Source organism: Rhodococcus sp. D-46 (assembly GCF_011290655.1).
In the GTDB taxonomy this organism is placed as follows: Bacteria; Actinomycetota; Actinomycetes; order Mycobacteriales; family Mycobacteriaceae; genus Rhodococcus_F; species Rhodococcus_F qingshengii.
Genome location: NZ_JAANTF010000009.1, coordinates 139246 through 160094 on the forward strand (window position 1 = coordinate 139246; position 20849 = coordinate 160094).

The window sequence follows — 20849 nt, forward strand, 5'->3', positions numbered from 1 at the left end:
GCTCACCTCAGAAACGGCGCGCGCATCAACGTCTTTCGGACGTGCCACGGTGACGATCGGAACAGGGTTGCCATCACCTTCGCCGTCGCGGACGCGTCCCGCCGATCGGACAGGTAGGACCGCTGAGCCTCGACCGGTAGATCGAAGAACGTGTCGAAGAATGTCGCGACCTCTCTCGAGCCGAGGGTGAGAAGTGCGTTCAGGCCAACGCGGCGAAGGGCAGACACCGCCTTGGCCGACCGCGGCCAGAGCGCCGCGTTGGGATCTCCACCGTCGGCGATTGCTTTGGCGACAGCGTCTGCCTCGGCGAGTGACGAGGCAACGCTGTATCCGGTTCCCGGATGCATCAGACCGCCTCGCCCGCCGAAACGGAGGACACCGTCGGGGAACGATTCCTTCGGGCCTTCGACTGCAAAACGGACTCGCTCGACCGGTGCGTCGTCGGGGACTTCGCAGCCCCGATTGCGAAGCCGGGTGCGCAGACGCGCTTCGAGTTCGCGGAGCCCCAACGCCGGCCGGCCGACGAGGCAGGTCTCCTCGAGGAGAACTCGCTCGTCATCGAGTGGGACCGCATAGAGAAACGACGGAGTGTCGGCGTCGGAGGCGCCGTTGTCTGTTCGCCAGTCCATGAACCAGGCTTCGCCACCACCCAGAATCGGATCGGCCAGAGCGCGGTCGACGATCACTCCGAAGGCGGTCTGCTGGGCGGTTGTCACCGTCAGTTCGGTACCTCGGGCGTCGATGACGACGGAACCTGTCAGCTGCGATCCGTCCACGCACAGGACGGCGGTAGGTGACAGTGTTTGAGCACGCACGGCTCTGAACTGTACGGATGTTCCCGAGAGAAATGATTGCAGTAAAGATGTACTCAATACGCAATATGTGCGATCAAGCGTTTTCTGTCTGCGGGTCCACACGCTCGGGCGTTCGATCCGGCTTGCGATCACATCGACCGGCAGCCACGACGGCAGCTCGTCAGCCCACGCCGAATAGGTCGGCGTCCACACCCGATGGGGATGCGGATCGACAACGACGACGGTGAGTTGCCGGGCGATACAGCGGGTGGCGAGTGCCCGCCCGGCCGGGCCGCCACCGACGATCACCACGTCGGCGGTGGAGTTGTCTGTGCTCACGACCGGCGCACTACATCGATCCCGTTGCGAGCAGACCGCCGTCGACCCGGACCGTTTCGCCCGTGATCCACGCCGCCGCGTCGGAGACGAGGAAGCCGACCAGACCGGCAACGTCCTCGGGGGTGCCGAGCCGCTTCATCGGGTAGCCCGCCGATGCCTTGTCCTCGCCGGCAGCGACCAGGGCTGCCGCGAACTGCGTCTTGACGATCCCGGGAGCTACGGCGTTGACACGAATCTTCGGTCCCAGTTGCCAGGCCAGTTCTTCCGTCAGGCGGATGAGCGCAGCCTTCGACGCGCCGTACGCCGCGATGACGCCCGTCGACCGGATCCCGGCCACACTTGCCAGGTTCACGACGGCTCCACCGTGTTCGCCCATCCATGCCCGATGTGCTTGTTGGACGTAACCGAGGGCGGCAACCACATTCACGTCGAAGATCTTGCGCACGGCGTCGAGGTCAGCTTCCATGAGCGAACCGAAGACGGGGTTGATTCCGGTGTTGTTGACCAGAATGTCGAGTGAACCGAATTCGGACACGGCGCGGTCGACGGCACCGGAGCGGGCTTCGGCATCGGCTGCGTTGCCCGCGAATGCGACGACCTTTCCGCCGTGCCCCAGAGCGGACAGCTCGGATGCGGCGGCCTCGAGAGGCTCCGGCTTGCGGGCTGTGATCAAGACGTCGGCACCGCGAGCGAGGAGTTCGGCGGCGACAGCTTTGCCGATTCCGCGACTTGCGCCGGTGACGATGGTGGCACGGCCTTCGAGGTCGCGAGGACGAGTGCTGTTTTCGCTAGTCATGTCCCGAACGTTAGCGGACTCACACGCTGCTGGTCGGAACGACCGTCAGGTCACGGTAAAATCGATAGTTCTTGTGTCTGTAGTCAGGCATTGTTTACCCGTATTCGTCGTTTTTCCTGAGGAGTTTGCTTGATTACCGCCACTGACCTCGAAGTTCGTGCCGGTGTCCGCACCCTTCTCACGGCTCCCGGGCCTTCGTTGCGCATCCAGCCGGGCGACCGGATCGGACTCGTCGGACGTAACGGAGCCGGAAAGACGACCACACTGCGCATCCTCGCCGGCGAAGGTGAGGCATATGCGGGAAGCGTCGTACGTACCGGTGAACTCGGATACCTCCCGCAGGACCCCAAAGAGGGCGACCTGAGCGTCCTCGCCAAGGACCGGGTTCTCTCCGCACGTGGCCTCGACACGATGCTCCGCGAGATGGAGAAGCAGCAGATTCTGATGGGCGAGGTGCTCGATCAGGAATCGCAGGACCGCGCGGTCAAGAAGTACGGTCAGCTCGAGGATCGGTTCTCGGCCCTCGGCGGATACGAAGCCGAGAGTGAAGCTGCACGCATCACCAGCAGCCTCGGTCTCGAAGACCGCATTCTCGGGCAGCCGCTCAGCACGCTGTCCGGCGGTCAGCGTCGTCGCGTCGAATTGGCGCGCATCCTCTTCGCCGCCTCCGACGGCAGCGGTGCCCGCTCGGACACGACTCTGCTGCTCGACGAGCCCACCAACCACCTCGACGCCGACTCCATCACCTGGCTGCGTGGCTTCCTCCAGAACCACGAGGGTGGACTGGTGGTCATCAGCCACGACGTCGACCTGCTCAACGACGTCGTCAACCGCGTGTGGTTCCTCGATGCCGTCCGCGGTGAGGCCGACGTCTACAACATGAACTGGAAGAAGTACCTCGACGCTCGTGCCACGGACGAGCAGCGTCGTCGCCGCGAGCGCGCCAATGCCGAGAAGAAGGCCGGTGCGCTGCGGATTCAGGCCGCCAAGATGGGCGCAAAGGCAACCAAGGCCGTCGCGGCTCAGAACATGGCCAAGCGAGCCGACAAATTGATGGCGAACCTCGATGCCGAACGTGTCTCGGACAAGGTTGCGCGGATTCGTTTCCCCGAACCCGCCGCTTGTGGCAAGACTCCGCTGATGGGCAAGAACCTCACCAAGGTGTACGGCTCGCTCGAGATCTTCACCGGTGTCGATCTCGCGATCGATCGTGGGTCTCGTGTGGTGATCCTCGGACTCAACGGTGCAGGTAAGACCACACTGCTCCGCATCCTCGCGGGCGCGGAGAAAGCGGACGCTGGTGAGCTGATCGCCGGTCACGGACTCAAGGTCGGCTACTTCGCTCAGGAGCACGACACCCTCGACGACGACGCGTCCGTGTGGGAGAACATCCGCCACGCCGCGCCGGACACAGGGGAGCAGGAACTGCGTTCGCTGCTCGGTGCCTTCATGTTCACCGGCCCGCAGCTCGAACAGCCGGCCGGAACGCTCTCGGGTGGTGAAAAGACGCGTCTGGCTCTGGCCGGTCTGGTGTCGTCCGCTGCCAACGTTCTGCTTCTCGACGAGCCCACCAACAACCTGGACCCGATCTCACGCGAGCAGGTGCTCGACGCGCTCCGCAGCTACACCGGTGCCGTCGTCCTGGTCACCCACGATCCGGGCGCTGCCGAGGCCCTCAACCCCGAGCGGGTCATCCTCCTGCCCGACGGCAACGAGGACCACTGGTCGCAGGAATACCTCGAGCTGATCCAGCTCGCCTAACCCCCTGTGCGCCTTTTTGGTAGTGGGAACTACCAAAAAGGCGCACAGGGGCGAAGCCCCTCAATCTCTCCGCCGCACCGATTCCTCGACCAGATCGAGAACCGCTGACAGGTTGTCGACGCCGTGGCCGGAGGCGATTCTCGCGACCAGGCCGTCCATCACCAGATCCAGGTATCCGATCAGAATTTCGGTGGGGACGTCGTCACGGAGTCTGCCTGCCGATTTCTGTCTGGCGAGACGCGCACTGGTCGCTTCCGTCAGTTCTACGGAGCGCTGTGACCACTTCTCGCGGAAATCGGCGTCGTTGCGCAGTCGACGCGCTATCTCCAGTCGCGTTCCCAGCCAATCGAATTGGTCGGGCTGCGCGAGCATGTCCCGCATGACCTGGACGAGGCCCTCTTCGGCGACGACATCTGCCATCCGGCTCGCATCCTCGCTTGCGAGAGCGAGGAACAGGCCGTCCTTGTCCTTGAAGTGATGGAAGATCGCTCCGCGGGACAAACCGGTGACTTCTTCGAGACGGCGAACTGTGGCGCCGTCGTAGCCGTATTCCGCAAAGCAGCGGCGGGCGCCGTCAAGGATCTGACTGCGCCGTGCCGCGAGATGGTCTTCACTGACCTTGGGCACGGGCATCCCTCCTTTGTCGGGTTGCCTGTGAACACTTTCGGCCGTAGGCGCTGAATGTCGACTCAGTGCACAAAGCGCTCACGACCACCGATGAAACCTGGTTCGCCTTCCGGCGAAAGTGGTCGTGAGCGCTTTGTGACCCGTCAGGGGCCGAAAGTGCTCACAGGCACGTAGTGCCTACTAGCCGCGGATCATGTTGCGAAGCACGTACTGCAGGATGCCGCCGTTGCGGTAGTAATCCGCTTCGCCGGGGGTATCGATGCGTACGACTGCGTCGAACACGACCTTCTCGCCGTTCTCGCGCGTCGCCGTGACCTTCATGGTCTTCGGGGTGACGCCCTCGTTGAGCTTCTCGACACCTTCGATGTCGAAGGTCTCGGTGCCGTCGAGCTTGAGCGAACCTGCGGACTCGCCGACCGGGAACTGCAGCGGGACAACGCCCATGCCGATCAGGTTGGAGCGGTGGATGCGCTCGAACGACTCGGTGATGACGGCCTTGACGCCGAGCAGGCTCGTGCCCTTGGCTGCCCAGTCACGCGAGGATCCGGAGCCGTACTCCTTGCCGCCCAGGACGACCAGCGGGATGCCGGCTGCCTGGTAGTTCTGCGACGCGTCGTAGATGAATGCCTGCGGTGCGCCTTCCTGCGTGAAGTCGCGGGTGTAACCACCCGAGACGTCGTCGAGGAGCTGGTTGCGCAGACGGATGTTCGCGAACGTTCCGCGAATCATGACCTCGTGGTTACCGCGACGCGAGCCGAGCGAGTTGTAATCCGCACGCTCGACGCCGTGGGAGTCGAGGTACTGCGCAGCGGGGGTACCGACCTTGATCGGACCTGCCGGGCTGATGTGGTCGGTGGTGACCGAGTCGCCGAGCAGTGCGAGGACGCGAGCGCCCTTGATGTCCTTGACCGGAGCCGGATCCATCGTCATGCCGTCGAAGTAAGGTGGCTTCCGCACGTAGGTGGAGTTCTCGTCCCACTCGAAGGTGTCACCCTTCGGGGTTTCGAGGTTCTGCCAGCGGCTGTCGCCCGCAAAGATGGTTGCGTACGACTTGCGGAACATGTCCTGGTCGATCGAGGACTTGATGGTCTCTTCGATTTCCTGCGTGGACGGCCAGATGTCCTTGAGGTAGACGGGGTTTCCGTCGGTGTCGTTACCGAGCGAATCGGTCTCGAAGTCGAAGTCCATGGTTCCGGCGAGGCCGTAGGCAATCACGAGCGGCGGGGAAGCCAGGTAGTTCATCTTGACGTCGGGGGAGATACGTCCCTCGAAGTTACGGTTACCCGAGAGCACCGCGGTGACCGAGAGGTCGTTGTCGTTGATCGCCTTCGAGACTGCCTCGGGCAGCGGTCCGGTGTTACCGATGCACGTGGTGCAGCCGTAACCGCCGAGGTAGTAACCGAGCTTCTCGAGGTACGGCCACAGGCCGGCCTTCTCGTAGTAGTCGGTGACGACCTGCGAACCGGGAGCCATGTTGGTCTTGACCCACGGCTTGGTGGCGAGGCCCTTTTCGACGGCGTTGCGTGCGAGCAGTGCAGCACCGAGCATGACCGACGGGTTGGACGTGTTGGTGCAGGAGGTGATACCTGCAACGACGACGGCGCCGTGGTCGAGAACGAACTCACCGGCGTCGGACTTGACGACGACCGGCTTGCTCGGACGGCCTTCTGCACCGTTGGCAGCAGAGAGAACGTCGACCGCTCCGTCGTCGGCAAACGACAGAACCGCGGGATCGGAAGCCGGGAAGGACTCTTCGACGGCCTCGTCGAGCTGGGTGTGCTCGGTCGGGTGGTTCTCTTCCACGTAGTTGTGGATGTCCTTGCGGAACGCAGTCTTGGACTCCGACAACAGGATTCGGTCCTGCGGGCGCTTCGGGCCGGCGATCGAGGGAACAACGGTTCCCAGATCCAGCTCGATGTACTCCGAGAAGACGGGTTCCTTGTCGGGGTTGTGCCACAGGCCCTGTTCCTTGGCGTACGCCTCGACGAGAGCGAGCTGCTCGTCGCTGCGGCCGGTGAGGCGCAGGTATTCGATGGTCTCGGCGTCGATCGGGAAGATCGCTGCGGTGGAACCGAATTCGGGGCTCATGTTGCCCAGCGTCGCGCGGTTCGCGAGCGGAACCTCGGCAACACCGTTGCCGTAGAACTCGACGAACTTGCCGACAACGCCGTGCTTACGGAGCATCTCGGTGGCGGTGAGCACGACGTCGGTTGCGGTGACGCCGGGCTTGATCTCACCGGAGAGCTTGAAGCCGACGACGCGGGGGATCAGCATGGAGACGGGCTGGCCTAGCATTGCTGCCTCGGCCTCGATGCCGCCGACGCCCCAGCCGAGCACGCCGAGGCCGTTGACCATCGTGGTGTGCGAGTCGGTGCCGACACAGGTGTCGGGGTATGCCTGTCCGTTACGCGACATGACGGTGGGTGCCAGGTACTCGATGTTGACCTGGTGAACGATGCCCATTCCCGGGGGGACGACCTTGAAGTCGTCGAATGCGCCCTGGCCCCAACGGAGGAACTGGTAACGCTCGCCGTTGCGCTCGTATTCGAGGTCGACGTTGCGCTCGAGTGCGTCGGCCTGGCCGAAGACGTCGAGGATGACCGAGTGGTCGATGACCATGTCGGCGGGGGAGAGCGGGTTGACCTTGTTCGGGTCGCCACCGAGGGTGGTGACGGCCTCACGCATGGTGGCGAGGTCGACGATGCAAGGAACGCCGGTGAAGTCCTGCATGATCACGCGGGCAGGCGTGAACTGGATTTCGATGCTCGGCTCGGCTGAGGGATCCCAGCTTGCGATTGCGCGGATGTGATCCGCGGTGATGTTGGCGCCGTCTTCGGTGCGGAGAAGGTTCTCGGCGAGAACCTTCAAGGAATAGGGCAATTTCTCGGTGCCGGGGACGGCCGAGAGGCGGAAGATCTCGTAAGAGTTCTCACCGACCTCGAGGGTTCCCTTGGCTCCGAATGAATCGATACTGGTGCTCACGTCTGCTCCACTCGTCTATGAGGGTCGCTACCGACGGGGCTGTGTCGGCAGCTGAAGCGAGGTACTTCGGCCGGGAAGATCCTCCGTAGCTCACGCCAATCGCACAGTTCGCGTGAGAACTGTCCGAACATCGGAGCTGCAGTAGAACCTGTCCTGACCGGTGGTACCTCTTGGTCCAAGTCTAACAGTACGCTTGTCCTGTGAGAATTCAGGGCAAGTTGACCGAAACAATCTTCATGCAGACTGCGGGCCTGCGCAACGCAGGCTTGGCTGGGTGACCGCACCCACAGCTACCGCTCGGGCGGCACGCGCGGCGGTTGTGTGTGACGCCTGGTGGCAGTCGACCTGAAGTAGGGTGCATGCAGGCCCGTCGCGGGTCGGCCGCCGAAAAACGACCTCGGAAGAACTCCCCGCATCTCAGCGGTGGACGGAATCCGAACAGCACCCGGATGAGAGATGTCTGCTCCTACAAATCACGCTTTTGCGCCTGTGCACGTGAAGTCCCCGTCGCACGTCGCTGTTCCGTCGGACGTCGATCTCGACGACGTGCTCGCGGACATTTCGACGGACGGCGTCTCCGCCCCCGCGGATGATGTTGCGGGGCTGACCGCGGTGGTGACCGACGCTCGTGAACGTGGTGTCGACTTGAGCGTCGTAGTAGTCGACGCAAATCCGGGCCGGCCGTCCGATCTTCGAGACCTGGCCACGACGGTCGGCAAAACAGAAGGCGGAACGGTTCTCGTTCTGAGCCCTGACTGGATGGGTAGCTACAGCGATTCGATCAGTCGAGTGCAGCTCGAAACTGCACAGGACCGATCTTTCGGCGAAAGCGCAAGCGTGACCGCGGACCGCTTCTCGCACGAGATCGTGGCGCCAGGTCCGCCGTGGACGCTTTACACGGTCCTTGTCATCGCAGTGGTGGCGGTTATTGCCGGTATTACCTTTGCCGTCAAGTGGCGGCGAGAGCCAGAAAACGCGCAAACCAGACATATCGCCTCGACTTCAGAAACACCAGCACCATCCGACCACCGGGCCGATTCCGTCTGACCTTGGTCCTTTTGCGAGATTTTCAGTAACTCGTCGAAAACAGGTACTCACTGCTGTTTGCGGTGAGTACCTGCCCTTTTTGGTGCCTGCATGCCATCCGACCAGCTCAAATACCGTTTGTGTTATTTGTGGCTAAAGTTTCCAAAGAACGCTTGAGTGTCGTACGGTACAACTGGCACTTTTTGGGGAAGAAGTGTCGCAGACAGGCTGATGTTGTTCGACGCGTACTTGTCGGTTGCCTCGTTCTCGAGGTGTCGACGGTGGCGTTCGTACGGCACGTCCAGGTCGACGAGCAGCTCTCGGGCTGTGGGCGACCGGTGCTTGGTCTGCGCATTCCCTCCCCGCACGGATCGGCGACCCAGCGGGCCGTGGCGTTACACGCGAGGGAGAGTTATTTGTGAGGCAAGTAACACGTGGCGGCGAGTCCCGTCGTGGTCCTTCCCGTAAATCGATGCGCCTGGCGCAACTGGTCATCGGATTCGGCGTCGTCGGATCCCTGATCGTCGGGACGCCGGCCATGTCCTCGGCCGTACCGCCACCGCCGCCGAATCCGAGTGACTCGGATATCGCCGCGGCAGATTCGCAGGTCTCGTCGAGCGTCGGCACCGTCAGCGCGCTCATCAATCAAGTCGCATCGGCAAACGAACAGTTGTCGGCACTCGACAACGAAGTTGCGATCAAGCGTGAAGACGTCAACAAGACTCTCGTGGATCTGCAGAACGCTCGCGGCGCCGCAGACTCCGCAGCGCAGGCCGTCGGAGTCACGAAACAAGCTCTGAAGGACGCGTCGGCGCAGATCGAGGTCGCTCAGACGGACTTCGACAAGTACGCACGCTCGAGCTACGTCAAGGGCACCAATACTGCGTCGATCTCGTCGTTCCTCGACGCCAAGGGTCCTGGCGACGTTCTCGACCGCGCGCAGGTCCTCAAGCTTCTCGCCAATACGCAGAGTGCAGTGCTCGACGGTCTCCAGCGAGCACGTACCGAGCAGGCGAACAAGGATTCCGCGACCCGCCAGGCCAAGCAGCAGGCCGATGCCGCCGCCGAGGTCGCCGCGCAGCTGAAGGATCTGGCGGAGCAGGCGATTCAGATCGCGCGCAACGCTCTCGATCAGCAGGTAGCCAAGAAGGCCGCGATCGAAGCCGAGCGCAACTCTGCCCAGGCTCAGCTCGACGCCGCCCGCAACGCCGTCGCCGGCTTGCAGGGTCAACGCCAGGCATACGCGACCTGGGACGAACAGCGCCGTGCCGAGGAAGCTCATCAGAAGGCTCTCGAAGCCGCGGCCAAGGAAGCGGCCGCTCAGGCCGCCGCCCGTGCCGCAGCCGACCAGGCAGCCAAGGATCGAGCTGCCGCACTGGCAGCGGCCCAGCGTCCGCACACCGCGGTCGAAGACCCGACTCCGACCGTCATCCCGGACGACGACGACACCTGGACTGACGAAGAAACAGGGACCGACGAGGAAACAGGCACGGACGAAGAGACCGGCACCGACGAGGAAACGGTCACGACGCCCAAGCCCACCACCCCGAAGCCGACGACGCCGAAACCCACCACTCCGAAGCCTTCCGTTACCGGAAGCGCTGCAATCGAGTCCGTCATCGACCGCGGAATGTCTCAGCTAGGCGTGCAGTATGCCTGGGGCGGCGGCGACGAGAACGGACCGACGCGAGGCATCCGTGACGGCGGCGTCGCTGACAGTTACGGCGACTTCAACAAGGTCGGGTTCGACTGCTCCGGCTTGATGATTTATGCCTTTGCCGGCATCGGGATCTCGCTGCCGCACTACACCGGCTACCAGTACACCGCAGGCACTCAGGTTCCGTCTTCGGAGATGAAGCGCGGCGACATGATCTTCTACGGCCCCAACGCCAGCCAACACGTGGCGCTCTACCTCGGTAACGGTCAGATGCTCGAGGCACCACAATCCGGTTCGAGTGTCATGGTCTCACCGGTTCGGTGGGGCGGAATGACGCCGTACGCCGTCCGACTGGTGTCCTGACCGTCAGAGGAAATGCCGCTGACACCCGCATTGTCAGGGAAGTATCAAGTTCCCGACGTGGTGTTACGGCATCGAGCGCAACTACCTGGAATAGTTGACGGGGAACACGTTACTGTCGGTACTTTTCTAGGTGAAAGCGATGGATTCTTGGTGACCTCACGTGAAGATTCGGTCGGAACGGTCGACGTAAGCAAGGCGAGTGGAAGTGCGGACGGAGCAGCACCTTCCCTGGCAGCCGACGTTCAGACCTTGGAACGAGCGATTTACGAGGTCAAGCGAGTCATCGTCGGGCAGGACCGGCTTGTCGAGCGCATTCTCGTCGGACTTCTCGCCAAGGGGCACGTCCTCCTCGAAGGCGTACCCGGTGTCGCCAAGACGCTGGCCGTCGAGACTTTCGCGAAGGTCGTCGGCGGTTCGTTCTCCCGCGTCCAGTTCACCCCGGACCTGGTGCCCACCGACCTGATCGGCACGCGCATCTACCGTCAGGGCCGCGAGGAGTTCGACACCGAACTCGGCCCCGTCGTCGCCAACTTCGTGTTGGCCGACGAGATCAACCGTGCCCCGGCCAAGGTGCAGTCCGCGCTCCTCGAGGTGATGGCAGAACGCCACGTCTCGATCGGTGGCAAGCGGTACCACATGCCCGATCCGTTCCTGGTGATGGCGACGCAGAACCCCATCGAGAACGAGGGCGTCTACCCGCTCCCCGAAGCGCAGCGCGACCGCTTCCTGTTCAAGATCCTCGTCGATTACCCGACAGTGGAGGAAGAACGCGAAATCGTCTACCGGATGGGCGTGGCAGCGCCGGAGCCGCACCAGATCCTCGGTCCGGAGGAGTTGGTCAGGCTCCAACGCGTCGCCAGCAACGTCTTCGTTCACCACGCGCTCGTCGATTACGTTGTCCGGGTCATCGCCGCTACGCGTACTCCGCGTGAAGTCGGACTCGAGGACGTCGCAGGCTGGATCGCGTACGGCGCCTCACCCCGCGCGACGCTCGGCATCATCGCCGCGTCGCGGGCCCTCGCTCTCGTCCGCGGGCGCGACTACGTAGTGCCGCAGGACGTCATCGAGGTGATCCCGGACGTGTTGCGTCACCGTCTCGTTCTTTCCTACGACGCCATGGCCGACGAGGTGACTCCCGACGCCGTCATCGCCCGGGTGCTGCAGACCGTCGGACTGCCGCAGATCGCCGCGCGGCCGGTCCCCACCGTTCCCGGTCCGCCCCAGCAGGGCGCACCACAAGCACCGCAGTTCAACGCACCGGGCACAGCTAACCCACAGGGCACAGCTAATCCGCAGGGCAACGGCGCGCCGATCGCGACCGCTGAGACGATGAGTCGCCCGCAGTGACCGAAGGCCGCGACGGTGGCCAGGCGACACCCGCCGGATCCACCGGTTCTCCGCCGTCGTTCCGATCCGGCGAGCTCAGCGACCCGAAACTCACCGCTGCGCTGCGCACCCTCGAGCTGACGGTTCGCCGCCGCCTGGACGGTGTGCTGCACGGCGATCATCTCGGCCTGATTCCCGGTCCGGGTTCGGAGCCGGGAGATGCCCGCGAGTACCAGCCGGGCGACGACGTGCGGCAGATGGACTGGTCCGTCACCGCACGGACGACGCACCCACACGTGCGTCAGTCTGTCGCAGATCGTGAGCTCGAGACGTGGCTCGTCATCGACTTGTCCGCAAGTCTCGACTTCGGGACCGCTGGATGCGAGAAGCGCGACCTGGTCGTCGCCGCAGCCGCGGCCATCACTCACCTGACCAGTTCGGGCGGTAACCGCGTCGGCGCCATCATCTCGACCGGCGCACAGACAACTCGAATTCCGGCCCGCGGTGGGCGAATTCACGCACAGGCGATGCTCCGCAAGATCGCGACGACTCCGCACGCGCCGGACGGGGTACGCGGTGATCTGGTCGGCGCGATCGAAGCGCTCAGACGCCCACAGCGTCGGCGCGGACTCGCGGTCGTCATCAGCGACTTCCTCGGACCGATCGACTGGGAACGCTCGCTGCGCGCCATTTCAGGACGGCACGACGTGCTCGGTGTGGAAGTGGTCGATCCGCGAGACCTCGAACTGCCCGACGTGGGTGACGTGGTGCTCCACGATCCCGAGTCCGGCCGGACCAGAGAATTCACCACGACGCCGCAACTGCGCGCCGACTTCGCCAGAGTCGCCGCCGAGCACCGCGTCGAGGTCAGGCAAGCTCTACGTCGATGCGGCGCACCGCTCATGTCCCTGCACACCGATCGGGACTGGATCGCCGACGTCGTGAGATTCATCTCGGCACGCCGACACAGTTATGGTGCCGGCGCCGGAACTGGGGGCGTTCGTTCGTGAGTCTTTCTCAATTCACCGCACCGTGGTGGCTGCTGTTCCTCGCTGTCATCGCCGCGTTGGTGGTCGGTTACGTACTCGTGCAGAAGCAGCGAGCCAAGCACACACTTCGGTTCACGAACTTCGCACTGTTGGAGAAGGTCGCGCCTTCGCGGCCCGGGCGGTGGCGTCATATTCCGGCGATTCTGATGGTCATCGCATTGGTGTTCTTCACCGTCGCCCTTGCCGGTCCGACGGCAGACAAGAAGGTCCCGCGAAACCGCGCCACGGTGATCCTCGTGATCGACGTGTCGCTGTCGATGCAGGCCACCGACGTCGAGCCGACGCGATTGGCAGCAGCGCAGGAAGCTGCCAAGTCGTTCGCCGACGGTCTGACTCCCGGCATCAACCTCGGGTTGGTCGCATTTGCCGGGACCGCTTCGGTTCTGGTGTCGCCCACCACGAATCGTGACGCGACGAAGGTTGCCATCGACAACCTCAAGCTCAGTGAGCGAACGGCGACGGGCGAAGCGATCTTCACCTCGTTGCAGTCGATCGACACGCTGTCGGCTGTTCTCGGCGGCAGCGACCAGGCGCCACCGGCGCGCATCGTGTTGCTGTCCGACGGTAAGCAGACCGTTCCCGAAAACTCGGACGATCCGCGGGGCGGATTCACCGCTGCCCGTCAGGCCAAGGACAAGGGCGTTCCGATCTCGACCATTTCCTTCGGAACGACATACGGGCGAGTCGAGATCGAAGGAGACCGAATCCCCGTCCCGGTCGACGACGCGTCATTGAAGGAGATCGCCAACCTTTCCGGCGGAAGTTTCTTCACGGCATCGAGCCTCGAAGAACTGCGCCAGGTGTACGACACGCTCGAAGAGCAGATCGGTTTCGAGACGACACGAGGCGATGCGAGTCGACCGTGGTTGGTTCTCGGCGTCGTGTTCGCGACCGCTGGTCTGACGATTGCCCTGGTACGCAGGCAGCGTCTGCCCTGATCGAGAGCAGTTCCGAATTGTCCAAATACCGCTGGTACGCGGCCCGCAGAGAATTGATAGGTTGATCGCCATGTCTACCCCTCCCACGACAGTGGTTTCCGAACGGACCGTCACCACACCGCGCTCGGTGCTCGTCACCGGCGGTAACCGCGGAATCGGCTTGGCCGTCGCTCAGCGGCTCGCCGCAGACGGCCACAAGGTAGCCGTCACGCACCGCGGTTCCGGTGTCCCCGAAGGGTTGTTCGGCGTCGTGTGCGACGTCACCGACACCGAGTCGATCGACCGTGCATTCAAAGAGGTCGAAGCGCACCAGGGGCCGGTCGAGGTCATCGTCGCCAATGCCGGCGTCACCGACGACACACTGATCATGCGAATGAGCGAAGAGCAGTTCACGAGCGTCGTCGACGCGAACCTCACCGGTACGTTTCGCCTCTCGAAGCGTGCGACCCGGTCGATGCTGCGCGCGCGTTTCGGACGGTTCATCTTCCTCGGCTCTGTGGTGGGTCTGGCAGGTCAAGCCGGCCAGGTCAACTACGCCGCGTCCAAAGCAGGCATCGTCGGTATCGCTCGTTCCCTGACAAGGGAACTCGGCTCACGTTCGATCACCGCCAACGTCGTCGCTCCCGGGTTCATCGAGACCGACATGACGGCAGCACTGGGCGACGACGTCAAGGACAAGGCCACCGAGTTCATCCCGTTGCAGCGGACCGGAAAGCCGGAAGATGTTGCAGCAGTTGTCAGTTTCCTCGCCTCCGACGATTCGGCCTACGTCTCGGGTGCGGTCATCCCCGTCGACGGTGGACTCGGCATGGGGCACTGACCCGCTTTTCGCACACACACCTTTCTCGTACGTCTGAAATCAGGAGGACATCTCATGGGCGGCTTGCTCGAGGGTAAGACCATTCTTGTCACCGGCATCATCACCGATTCGTCGATCGCGTTCCACGTGGCCAAGGTCGCGCAGGAGCAGGGCGCGAAGGTACTGATCACCGGATTCGATCGTCTGCGCCTCATCGACCGCATCGCCCAGCGACTGCCGCAGCCCGTGCCGCCGGCAATCTCGCTCAACGTCCAGAGCTCGGAGGATCTCGCATCTCTCGCCGAGCGTGTGCGCGAGCTGGCTCCCGAGGGTATCGACGGCGTCGTCCACTCGATCGGCTTCGCTCCCCGCTCCTGCCTGGGAAGCCCGTTCATGGACGCGCCGTGGGAAGACGTGGCGGTCGCACTCGAGGTGTCCGCATACTCGTACAGCGCACTGGCCAAGGCCTTGCTGCCGGTGCTCAACGACAACGCGTCCATCGTCGGTATGGACTTCGATCCGGCACGCGCAATGCCCTTCTACAACTGGATGGGTGTCTCCAAGGCAACCCTCGAGGCCGTCAATCGGTACGTGGCCAAAGAGGTCGGCGTCCGCGGCATCCGCTCGAACCTGGTGTCCTCCGGCCCGATCAAGACCCTGGCCGCCAAGGCCATTGCCGGCGACAGCACCGGTCCGGGCGCGGAGTTGGACAAGCTGAACACCGCCTGGGACGGTGCTGCGCCCATCGGCTGGGACGTCGACGATCGCGAGCCGGTCGCCAAAACGGTCTGCACCGTTCTCTCGGATTGGTTGCCCGGCACGACCGCGTCGATCATCTACGTCGACGGCGGCTTCCACGCGATGGTCGGCTAGTAGCACCCCTTCTACTACGCAGGTGAGTACCCGGGTGACTCCCGCCGAACGGCATCGCGCAAGATTGAACTCATGACCGTAAGTATGGACATGCAGTTCGATGCTCTTCTCGTTTTGTCGTTCGGCGGTCCCGAAAAACCCGAAGACGTACGGCCGTTCCTCGAAAACGTCACGCGCGGTAGGGGAGTGCCACCGGAGCGGCTCGACGCCGTTGTCGAGCACTACATGCATTTCGGTGGAGTTTCGCCCATCAACGCGCTCAACCGAGACCTGATCGAACGGGTCGAAGGTGAGCTGGCAGCAGCCGGCGTGGATTTGCCCGTGTACTTCGGCAACCGCAACTGGCACCCGATGGTCGAAGACACCGTTGCCAAGATGCGCGAGGACGGTGTCCGCAACGCCGCCGTGTTCGCCACGTCGGCGTGGGGTGGTTACTCCGGATGTCGGCAGTACCACGAGGACATCGCCCGTGCCCGTGAGGCGGTCGGTGACGGCGCACCGACGCTGACAAAACTTCGCCAGTACTACGACCATCCGCTGGTCGTCGGCGCGTTCGCCGACGGTGTGCGCGCGGCCCGCGCAGAGTTGCCCGAAGCGACTCGCGATACTGCGCGCCTGGTGTTCACCGCGCATTCGGTACCGAGTGCCGCAGACCGCAATGCAGGGCCTCCGGCAGAGGGCGGAAACCTCTACAGTCGACAGGTCGCCGAGGCCGCGAAGTTGGTTGCCGAGGCCGTCGGCGCCGAGGATTTCGATCTGGTGTGGCAGTCGCGATCAGGCCCGCCGCAGGTTCCGTGGCTGGACCCCGACATCTGTGATCACCTGGATACGTTGTCCGCCAAGGATGTTCGCGCCGTGATCGTATGCCCCGTCGGTTTCGTCTCCGATCACCTCGAAGTGGTGTGGGACCTGGACACCGAGGCCAAGGACAAGGCAGCCGAACTCGGGATGGATTTCGTTCGGGCAGCAACGCCCGGCCGCGATCAGCGTTTCGCGCAGCTGGTGCCCACGCTCGTTCGGGAACTGGCCGAGGCCGAGCAGCCACTGCGACTGGGGGTCGAGCCGCTGCTCGGCTCGACCACCAACGGTCTCTCGTGTGCGGTCAATTGCTGCGCGGCCGTTCAGCGTCCCCGCTGACGGTCCGGCGCTCAGGTGTTCGGATGCTTGAGCTTTCCGCAGGGCCCGGGAACGGTGGACGTGCTGCGCGAGGTGAGGAGCGTCTCGACGATCTGTCGATCCTCGGGGCTCAGTGACGGGTCTATGTAGTTGAGTTCGGGCGCGCCCAGTTCGCGGACTCGCCCGGCGAGGGTCGCGACAAACGAGACGCGTTCTTCGTCGTCGTCGTTGACGTCGTGGATCTGCAGCACCGACACCGGAAACTTGCGCAGCGTCACAGGCAGGAAGCGGGCGCCGAGCACATGGTCGACGTTGAATCCCGCCCACTGCCCCTGGTTGGCCTCCACGCATTCGGCGTCGGAGTGAATTGCGCTCTCGCCGATGTACTTACGTGCGGGCAGCATCTTCTTGGGTGCAAGTTCGGATGCGCCCTGCTGAAGGACGGGAAAGTCGCCGTCCGAGTACAACCAGGGCTGGTTGGCCATCGAGATCAACCGACCGGCGTCCAGATCCGGGAGATAGCGAGACTTGAGGAGAAACGCGACGCTGTCGACCGAGATGCCCAGCAGTTCTGCGGCCTTCTGTCGGCTCATCGCGAACGTCGGGGCATTCTTCGGGGCGATCTGGATCAAATTGACCATGCGAACTCCTGTAAGTGTTCAATTGTTGCGGGCTTGGTACAGCTGACATGACAATTCGCCGATTATCAACCTCTAGCTGATTTCCGACTTGTAGATGAGTCGGTTGTCACCATCCGAGTTCACGCAACCGGGGATCTCCGATCCCGAAGTGGTGGCCGATTTCGTGGATCACTGTTCGGCGAACTTGCTCGATCACCTCGTCTTCGGTGCTGCAGATCGCACAGATGGCCCTGCGGTAGATCGTGATGCGGTCGGGAAGGACGCCGGCGTACGTGGTGGTTCTCTTGGTCAGTGGGATGCCCTGATACAGCCCGAGTAGCCCCGGTCGTCCACCTTCGAGTTGAACGGTCACTGCGACATTGGCCATCTCCGCACCCAATTTCGGTGGCAGGCTGTCGAGCGCCCGCTTGACCATGTCCTCGAACTGGCTGTCGTCCACGTCGATCATCTGCCCATTGTGCGTGCGGGGGCGGGATCCGGGTGTGTCCATGTGGAAACAGTGCAGCTTACGGCTATGTTCATTGCGTGGCCGAAGACCTCTATCACCGTTACGAATTCACATTCATCGTTCAGATGCTGACAGTCTCGCAAGAGCAGGCGATCGAAGAGAGCTTGGGCGGAAGGGTCGAGGACCGACGCGGGCTGCAGCTGCTGACGCTCACCTCGGAAGGTATGCGAGCGGCGACAACGGCTATCACAGTGGTGGACCAGTTGGTGGCTGCAGGCGTGCGTCCCCAGCGGACACATCCCGATCTGGTGTCACGTCAGGACATTGCCGACCGTGCGGGGGTGACGCGGCAAGCTGTCGGGCAGTGGGTGCGAGGGGTCCGGCAGGCGGCTACGCCTTTCCCGATTCCGTACAACTCGGTTGCCGGGGGGATCTGGTTCTGGGGCGACGTCCTGGATTGGTTGCGCCGTCAGGGGTACAGCCAGGACACCGGTTTGCGCTACCCGACGCTGGATGAACATATTCGCATCGACCGCCATATCGCGATCAATCACAAGACTGTGGGTTGATCGATCAAAAGGTTTGCTTGAAAATAGCTATTGAAACAAACCGACGGTAGGTATAAAGTCCCTAAATACCTCAATCAATCTATCGGTGCGTCGGTCCTGCTCTGGGGGGAGTCTGGTCTGCGCTGCAGATACCCGAGCATGCGAGCAGGAATTCATGGTTTCGACCCCCGAAGTACGACCGATGCCCAAATCGGCCGCGCTCACGACTTCTGTGGCTATTTCCAGCGATGGAGCAACGGCGAAGCTACGTGAAGGTGTATCGGGCAGGGGCCGTCTGCGAGCGGCGACGGCGGCGCTGTTCCGGCGCTCACGCCCACGTATGACCTTCGCGCCACCGTTGAGCGTGCTTCTTCTCGTCACCTCCGACAACGGTCTCTCGCAGCGGGCCGGTCTTGTTCTTCGCGAGGCGGGACACCAAGTCCGTACAGCCGTCGTCGCCGACGCGGACGCAGTGCTGGCCGCGACTTCTTCGGGAGATTTTGACCTCGTCATCTGCCCGTTCTTGAAAGCCTATGTCCCGGAATCTGTTTGGCAGCGGTGGACAACGATCATCATCCATCCCGGCCCGCCCGGAGATCGCGGGCCGTCGTCGCTGGACTGGGCGATAACGGATGGCGAACCGATCTGGGGTGTCACGGCATTGCAGGCCGCTGAGGAACTCGATGCCGGGCCGGTGTGGGCGTGGCGGACGTTCGAACTCCGGAACGGGGCAACCAAATCCTCGGTATACAACGAGGAAGTCACCGACGCGGCGATGGAGTGCATTGGAGAGGTCGTCGAACATTTCCGTACTCCTGACTTCCAGCCGATTCCATCGGACCGAGTTGCGCGGCCCGTGGCTTCGACCCGATCGCGGCCGAGCATGAAACAGGCCGATCGCGTTTTCAGCTGGGAGGAAGACGCGCCGAGCATCGTCCGCGCCGTCAACGCCGCCGACGGGTTTCCCGGCGTCGCCGTTCAGTTGGGGCTCGACCGGGTCTACGTCTACGACGCTCACCTCGATACCCACGTCGATGCAGCGCCCGGCACCATCGTCGAGTACTTCCACCAGGCAATACGTGTTGCCACCGGTGCGGGCTCCGTTTGGATCGGACATGCGCGGCTCGTCGGCGCCGGCAATGTCAAACTTCCGTCGACCGCGGTCGTACGTCCGGACGTGTTCGTTCCACAGGTCTGGGAGGGTCGTTACCCCGAGACCGACTATCACCGCGACGGCGATATCGGATATCTCTCGTTCCGCTTCTACAACGGTGCGATGAGTACGAAGCAATGCGCGCGACTGGCCGCCAGGCTCCGCTGGGCGATCGCGCAGGACACCAAGATCCTTGTCCTGACGGGTGACTACGACAGATTCAGCAACGGTATCCACCTCAACGTCATCGAGGCCGCGTCGGATCAAGCCGGAGAAGCGTGGGCCAACATCAAAGCCATCAACGAGATCGCGAAAGCGATCGTCACCTGTACGGAACAGGTTGTGGTGGCGGCATTCACAGGCAACGCCGGTGCCGGCGGGGTCATGCTCCCGCTTGGAGCCGACGTAGTCGTGGCCAGGGACGGTGTGGTTCTCAATCCTCATTACGCCACGATGGGCCTGTTCGGCTCGGAACTGCACACGTACACACTTCCGGCTCGGGTCGGCGAGCAGCAGGCCCGCAGTCTGCTGGCCGAGTGCAGTGCGATAGGCATCCGTCGAGCCTTGGACATCGGACTTGTCGACGCGATCGGCCCCAGGCGGCCGGATCTGTTCGAGGCGTGGTTGCGCGAGGTCGCCACCGACTTGCTCGAAGGAGATCGGCTGGAATCGATGCTGGAGCGCAAACGTCTTCGACTGGAACGTGATCCGGTGGAGCCCTACGAGGAGCGTGAGCTCGAAGAGATGAAGATCGACATGTTCGGTGACCGCAACGGGTTTGCCGAGAAACGCCGGAACTTCGTGCTCAAGCTCTGATCGACACGCTGTTCGCCGACGCGACACGGGCAATGCGAACAACGTCCCACAGTCGTCGCAGCAGGTCGTCACGCCTCTGCGCAGTGGACACGCTCGGGGCCTGATTGGTCGATATCGACGCAGCCACGGTGAGAATGGCTGCCACGTTGTCGGCGGTGTCGATCACCTGTAAATGCCGAGGTGACAGTGTCGACGGCCAGCGGTGTCCGGCCTGGGCCTGCAGGGCTTCGGCGACCAGCGTACGAGCGTCGTTTCCAGGCATTCCGGTGGCTACGGTCGGAAGCCCGCCGAGCACCTCGGCTGCGTCCCGAACAGCTTGGCGCAGTTCGTATTCGGCTTCGCGGAGTCCGATCGATTCGGCGCTGCCCGCCACAGTGGGAATGGAGAAGACCGTCCATCGCAGGACGTCCGGGCCTTCCTTCGACGGCACGAGTCCGACTCCCGGCTTGCCGACGGCGCCGATCTGTATCCCTTCACCCGTTGCGATCGCAGCGCGCGCGAACTCGGTCCCGGTGGGCAGACCACGTACGTCACCGGCCGTGGGAAGGACCAGGCGGACCTCGGCAGCCTCCGAGCGCGCGATTCTGAGCAGGGTGGGCACACCGGAAGCCGTGACTCCCGGCCATTCGAGATCGTGGCGGACCGCGGTTTCCGCATCGGCGGCGCCGATCAGGTGCATCGGTGCCCACGCGGCAAGGGCGTCGATGACGTCGTCCGGCGCAGCGTCGCCGGCGAGCCATGACGCTGCCCACACGGTGAGGGTTGCGCTGGGAGAACTCATGACCGTGAAGTTTAGT

Annotated in this window: 18 protein-coding genes; 11 read left to right on the forward strand and 7 right to left on the reverse strand. The window is 63.5% G+C overall.

Translation table 11 applies throughout. The annotated features are described in order from the left end of the window. Nucleotides 1-2 precede the first annotated feature (2 nt). On the reverse strand, nucleotides 3-1133 hold the full coding sequence (locus G9U53_RS23625) for a lycopene cyclase family protein (RefSeq protein ID WP_165639257.1): 1131 nt from the start codon (nucleotides 1131-1133) through the stop codon (nucleotides 3-5). Between the two features lie 10 nt (nucleotides 1134-1143). After that, on the reverse strand, nucleotides 1144-1929 hold the full coding sequence (locus G9U53_RS23630) for an SDR family oxidoreductase (RefSeq protein ID WP_064688214.1): 786 nt from the start codon (nucleotides 1927-1929) through the stop codon (nucleotides 1144-1146). A gap of 129 nt (nucleotides 1930-2058) precedes the next feature. On the opposite strand from G9U53_RS23630, the gene G9U53_RS23635 reads away from it, so the two are divergent. Further along, nucleotides 2059-3690: an ABC-F family ATP-binding cassette domain-containing protein gene (locus tag G9U53_RS23635; protein WP_003944932.1), complete on the forward strand. Its 1632-nt coding sequence runs from the start codon at nucleotides 2059-2061 to the stop codon at nucleotides 3688-3690. A gap of 60 nt (nucleotides 3691-3750) precedes the next feature. Here G9U53_RS23635 and G9U53_RS23640 read toward each other — a convergent pair whose 3' ends face one another. Beyond that, entirely contained in the window at nucleotides 3751-4317 is a 567-nt protein-coding gene (locus tag G9U53_RS23640) for a TetR/AcrR family transcriptional regulator (RefSeq protein ID WP_003944970.1), read from the reverse strand. Nucleotides 4318-4497: 180 nt separating this feature from the next. Then, nucleotides 4498-7299: an aconitate hydratase AcnA gene (acnA, locus tag G9U53_RS23645; protein WP_007727883.1), complete on the reverse strand. Its 2802-nt coding sequence runs from the start codon at nucleotides 7297-7299 to the stop codon at nucleotides 4498-4500. 456 nt (nucleotides 7300-7755) lie between these two features. On the opposite strand from acnA, the gene G9U53_RS23650 reads away from it, so the two are divergent. From G9U53_RS23650 to G9U53_RS23685, 8 genes are all read left to right on the forward strand, one after another. Further along, a complete protein-coding gene (locus G9U53_RS23650) occupies nucleotides 7756-8346 on the forward strand; it encodes a DUF6676 family protein (protein WP_165639258.1) in 591 nt (196 codons plus the stop codon). Nucleotides 8347-8797: 451 nt separating this feature from the next. Then, nucleotides 8798-10345 (forward strand): NlpC/P60 family protein, encoded by a 1548-nt coding sequence (locus tag G9U53_RS23655; RefSeq protein WP_003944866.1) that lies wholly within the window; start codon nucleotides 8798-8800, stop codon nucleotides 10343-10345. Nucleotides 10346-10573: 228 nt separating this feature from the next. After that, nucleotides 10574-11692, forward strand: a complete 1119-nt coding sequence (locus G9U53_RS23660; protein ID WP_223304533.1) for a MoxR family ATPase — start codon at nucleotides 10574-10576, stop codon at nucleotides 11690-11692. Continuing rightward, on the forward strand, nucleotides 11689-12681 hold the full coding sequence (locus G9U53_RS23665; protein ID WP_003944991.1) for a DUF58 domain-containing protein: 993 nt from the start codon (nucleotides 11689-11691) through the stop codon (nucleotides 12679-12681). Before G9U53_RS23660 ends, G9U53_RS23665 begins: the two co-directional genes overlap by 4 nt. After that, nucleotides 12678-13658: a VWA domain-containing protein gene (locus tag G9U53_RS23670; protein WP_003944878.1), complete on the forward strand. Its 981-nt coding sequence runs from the start codon at nucleotides 12678-12680 to the stop codon at nucleotides 13656-13658. Before G9U53_RS23665 ends, G9U53_RS23670 begins: the two co-directional genes overlap by 4 nt. Nucleotides 13659-13728: 70 nt before the next feature. Then, nucleotides 13729-14478, forward strand: coding sequence for a 3-oxoacyl-ACP reductase FabG1 (fabG1, locus tag G9U53_RS23675; RefSeq protein ID WP_007727875.1), 750 nt, complete (start codon nucleotides 13729-13731; stop codon nucleotides 14476-14478). 54 nt (nucleotides 14479-14532) lie between these two features. After that, nucleotides 14533-15330, forward strand: a complete 798-nt coding sequence (inhA, locus tag G9U53_RS23680) for an NADH-dependent enoyl-ACP reductase InhA (RefSeq protein WP_003944803.1) — start codon at nucleotides 14533-14535, stop codon at nucleotides 15328-15330. A 72-nt stretch (nucleotides 15331-15402) separates the two neighbouring features. After that, nucleotides 15403-16467, forward strand: a complete 1065-nt coding sequence (locus G9U53_RS23685) for a ferrochelatase (RefSeq protein ID WP_192712423.1) — start codon at nucleotides 15403-15405, stop codon at nucleotides 16465-16467. Nucleotides 16468-16478: 11 nt separating this feature from the next. On the opposite strand, the gene G9U53_RS23690 is transcribed toward G9U53_RS23685, so the two are convergent. After that, nucleotides 16479-17087, reverse strand: a complete 609-nt coding sequence (locus G9U53_RS23690) for a hypothetical protein (protein ID WP_003945014.1) — start codon at nucleotides 17085-17087, stop codon at nucleotides 16479-16481. A 106-nt stretch (nucleotides 17088-17193) separates the two neighbouring features. Continuing rightward, nucleotides 17194-17535 (reverse strand): metallopeptidase family protein, encoded by a 342-nt coding sequence (locus G9U53_RS23695; protein WP_003944783.1) that lies wholly within the window; start codon nucleotides 17533-17535, stop codon nucleotides 17194-17196. A gap of 77 nt (nucleotides 17536-17612) precedes the next feature. Between G9U53_RS23695 and G9U53_RS23700 the strand changes: the two genes are divergently transcribed. Both G9U53_RS23700 and G9U53_RS23705 read left to right on the forward strand, forming a co-directional pair. Next, a complete protein-coding gene (locus G9U53_RS23700; RefSeq protein ID WP_003944993.1) occupies nucleotides 17613-18104 on the forward strand; it encodes a hypothetical protein in 492 nt (163 codons plus the stop codon). 181 nt (nucleotides 18105-18285) lie between these two features. Then, entirely contained in the window at nucleotides 18286-20052 is a 1767-nt protein-coding gene (locus G9U53_RS23705) for an enoyl-CoA hydratase-related protein (RefSeq protein WP_242692668.1), read from the forward strand. Here the strand turns inward: G9U53_RS23705 and G9U53_RS23710 are convergent. Further along, the gene (locus G9U53_RS23710) at nucleotides 20042-20833 is read right to left on the reverse strand and encodes a hypothetical protein (RefSeq protein ID WP_165639260.1); all 792 of its coding nucleotides are present in this window, start codon (nucleotides 20831-20833) and stop codon (nucleotides 20042-20044) included. The genes G9U53_RS23705 and G9U53_RS23710 overlap by 11 nt on opposite strands. Between the last annotated feature and the right edge of the window lie 16 nt (nucleotides 20834-20849).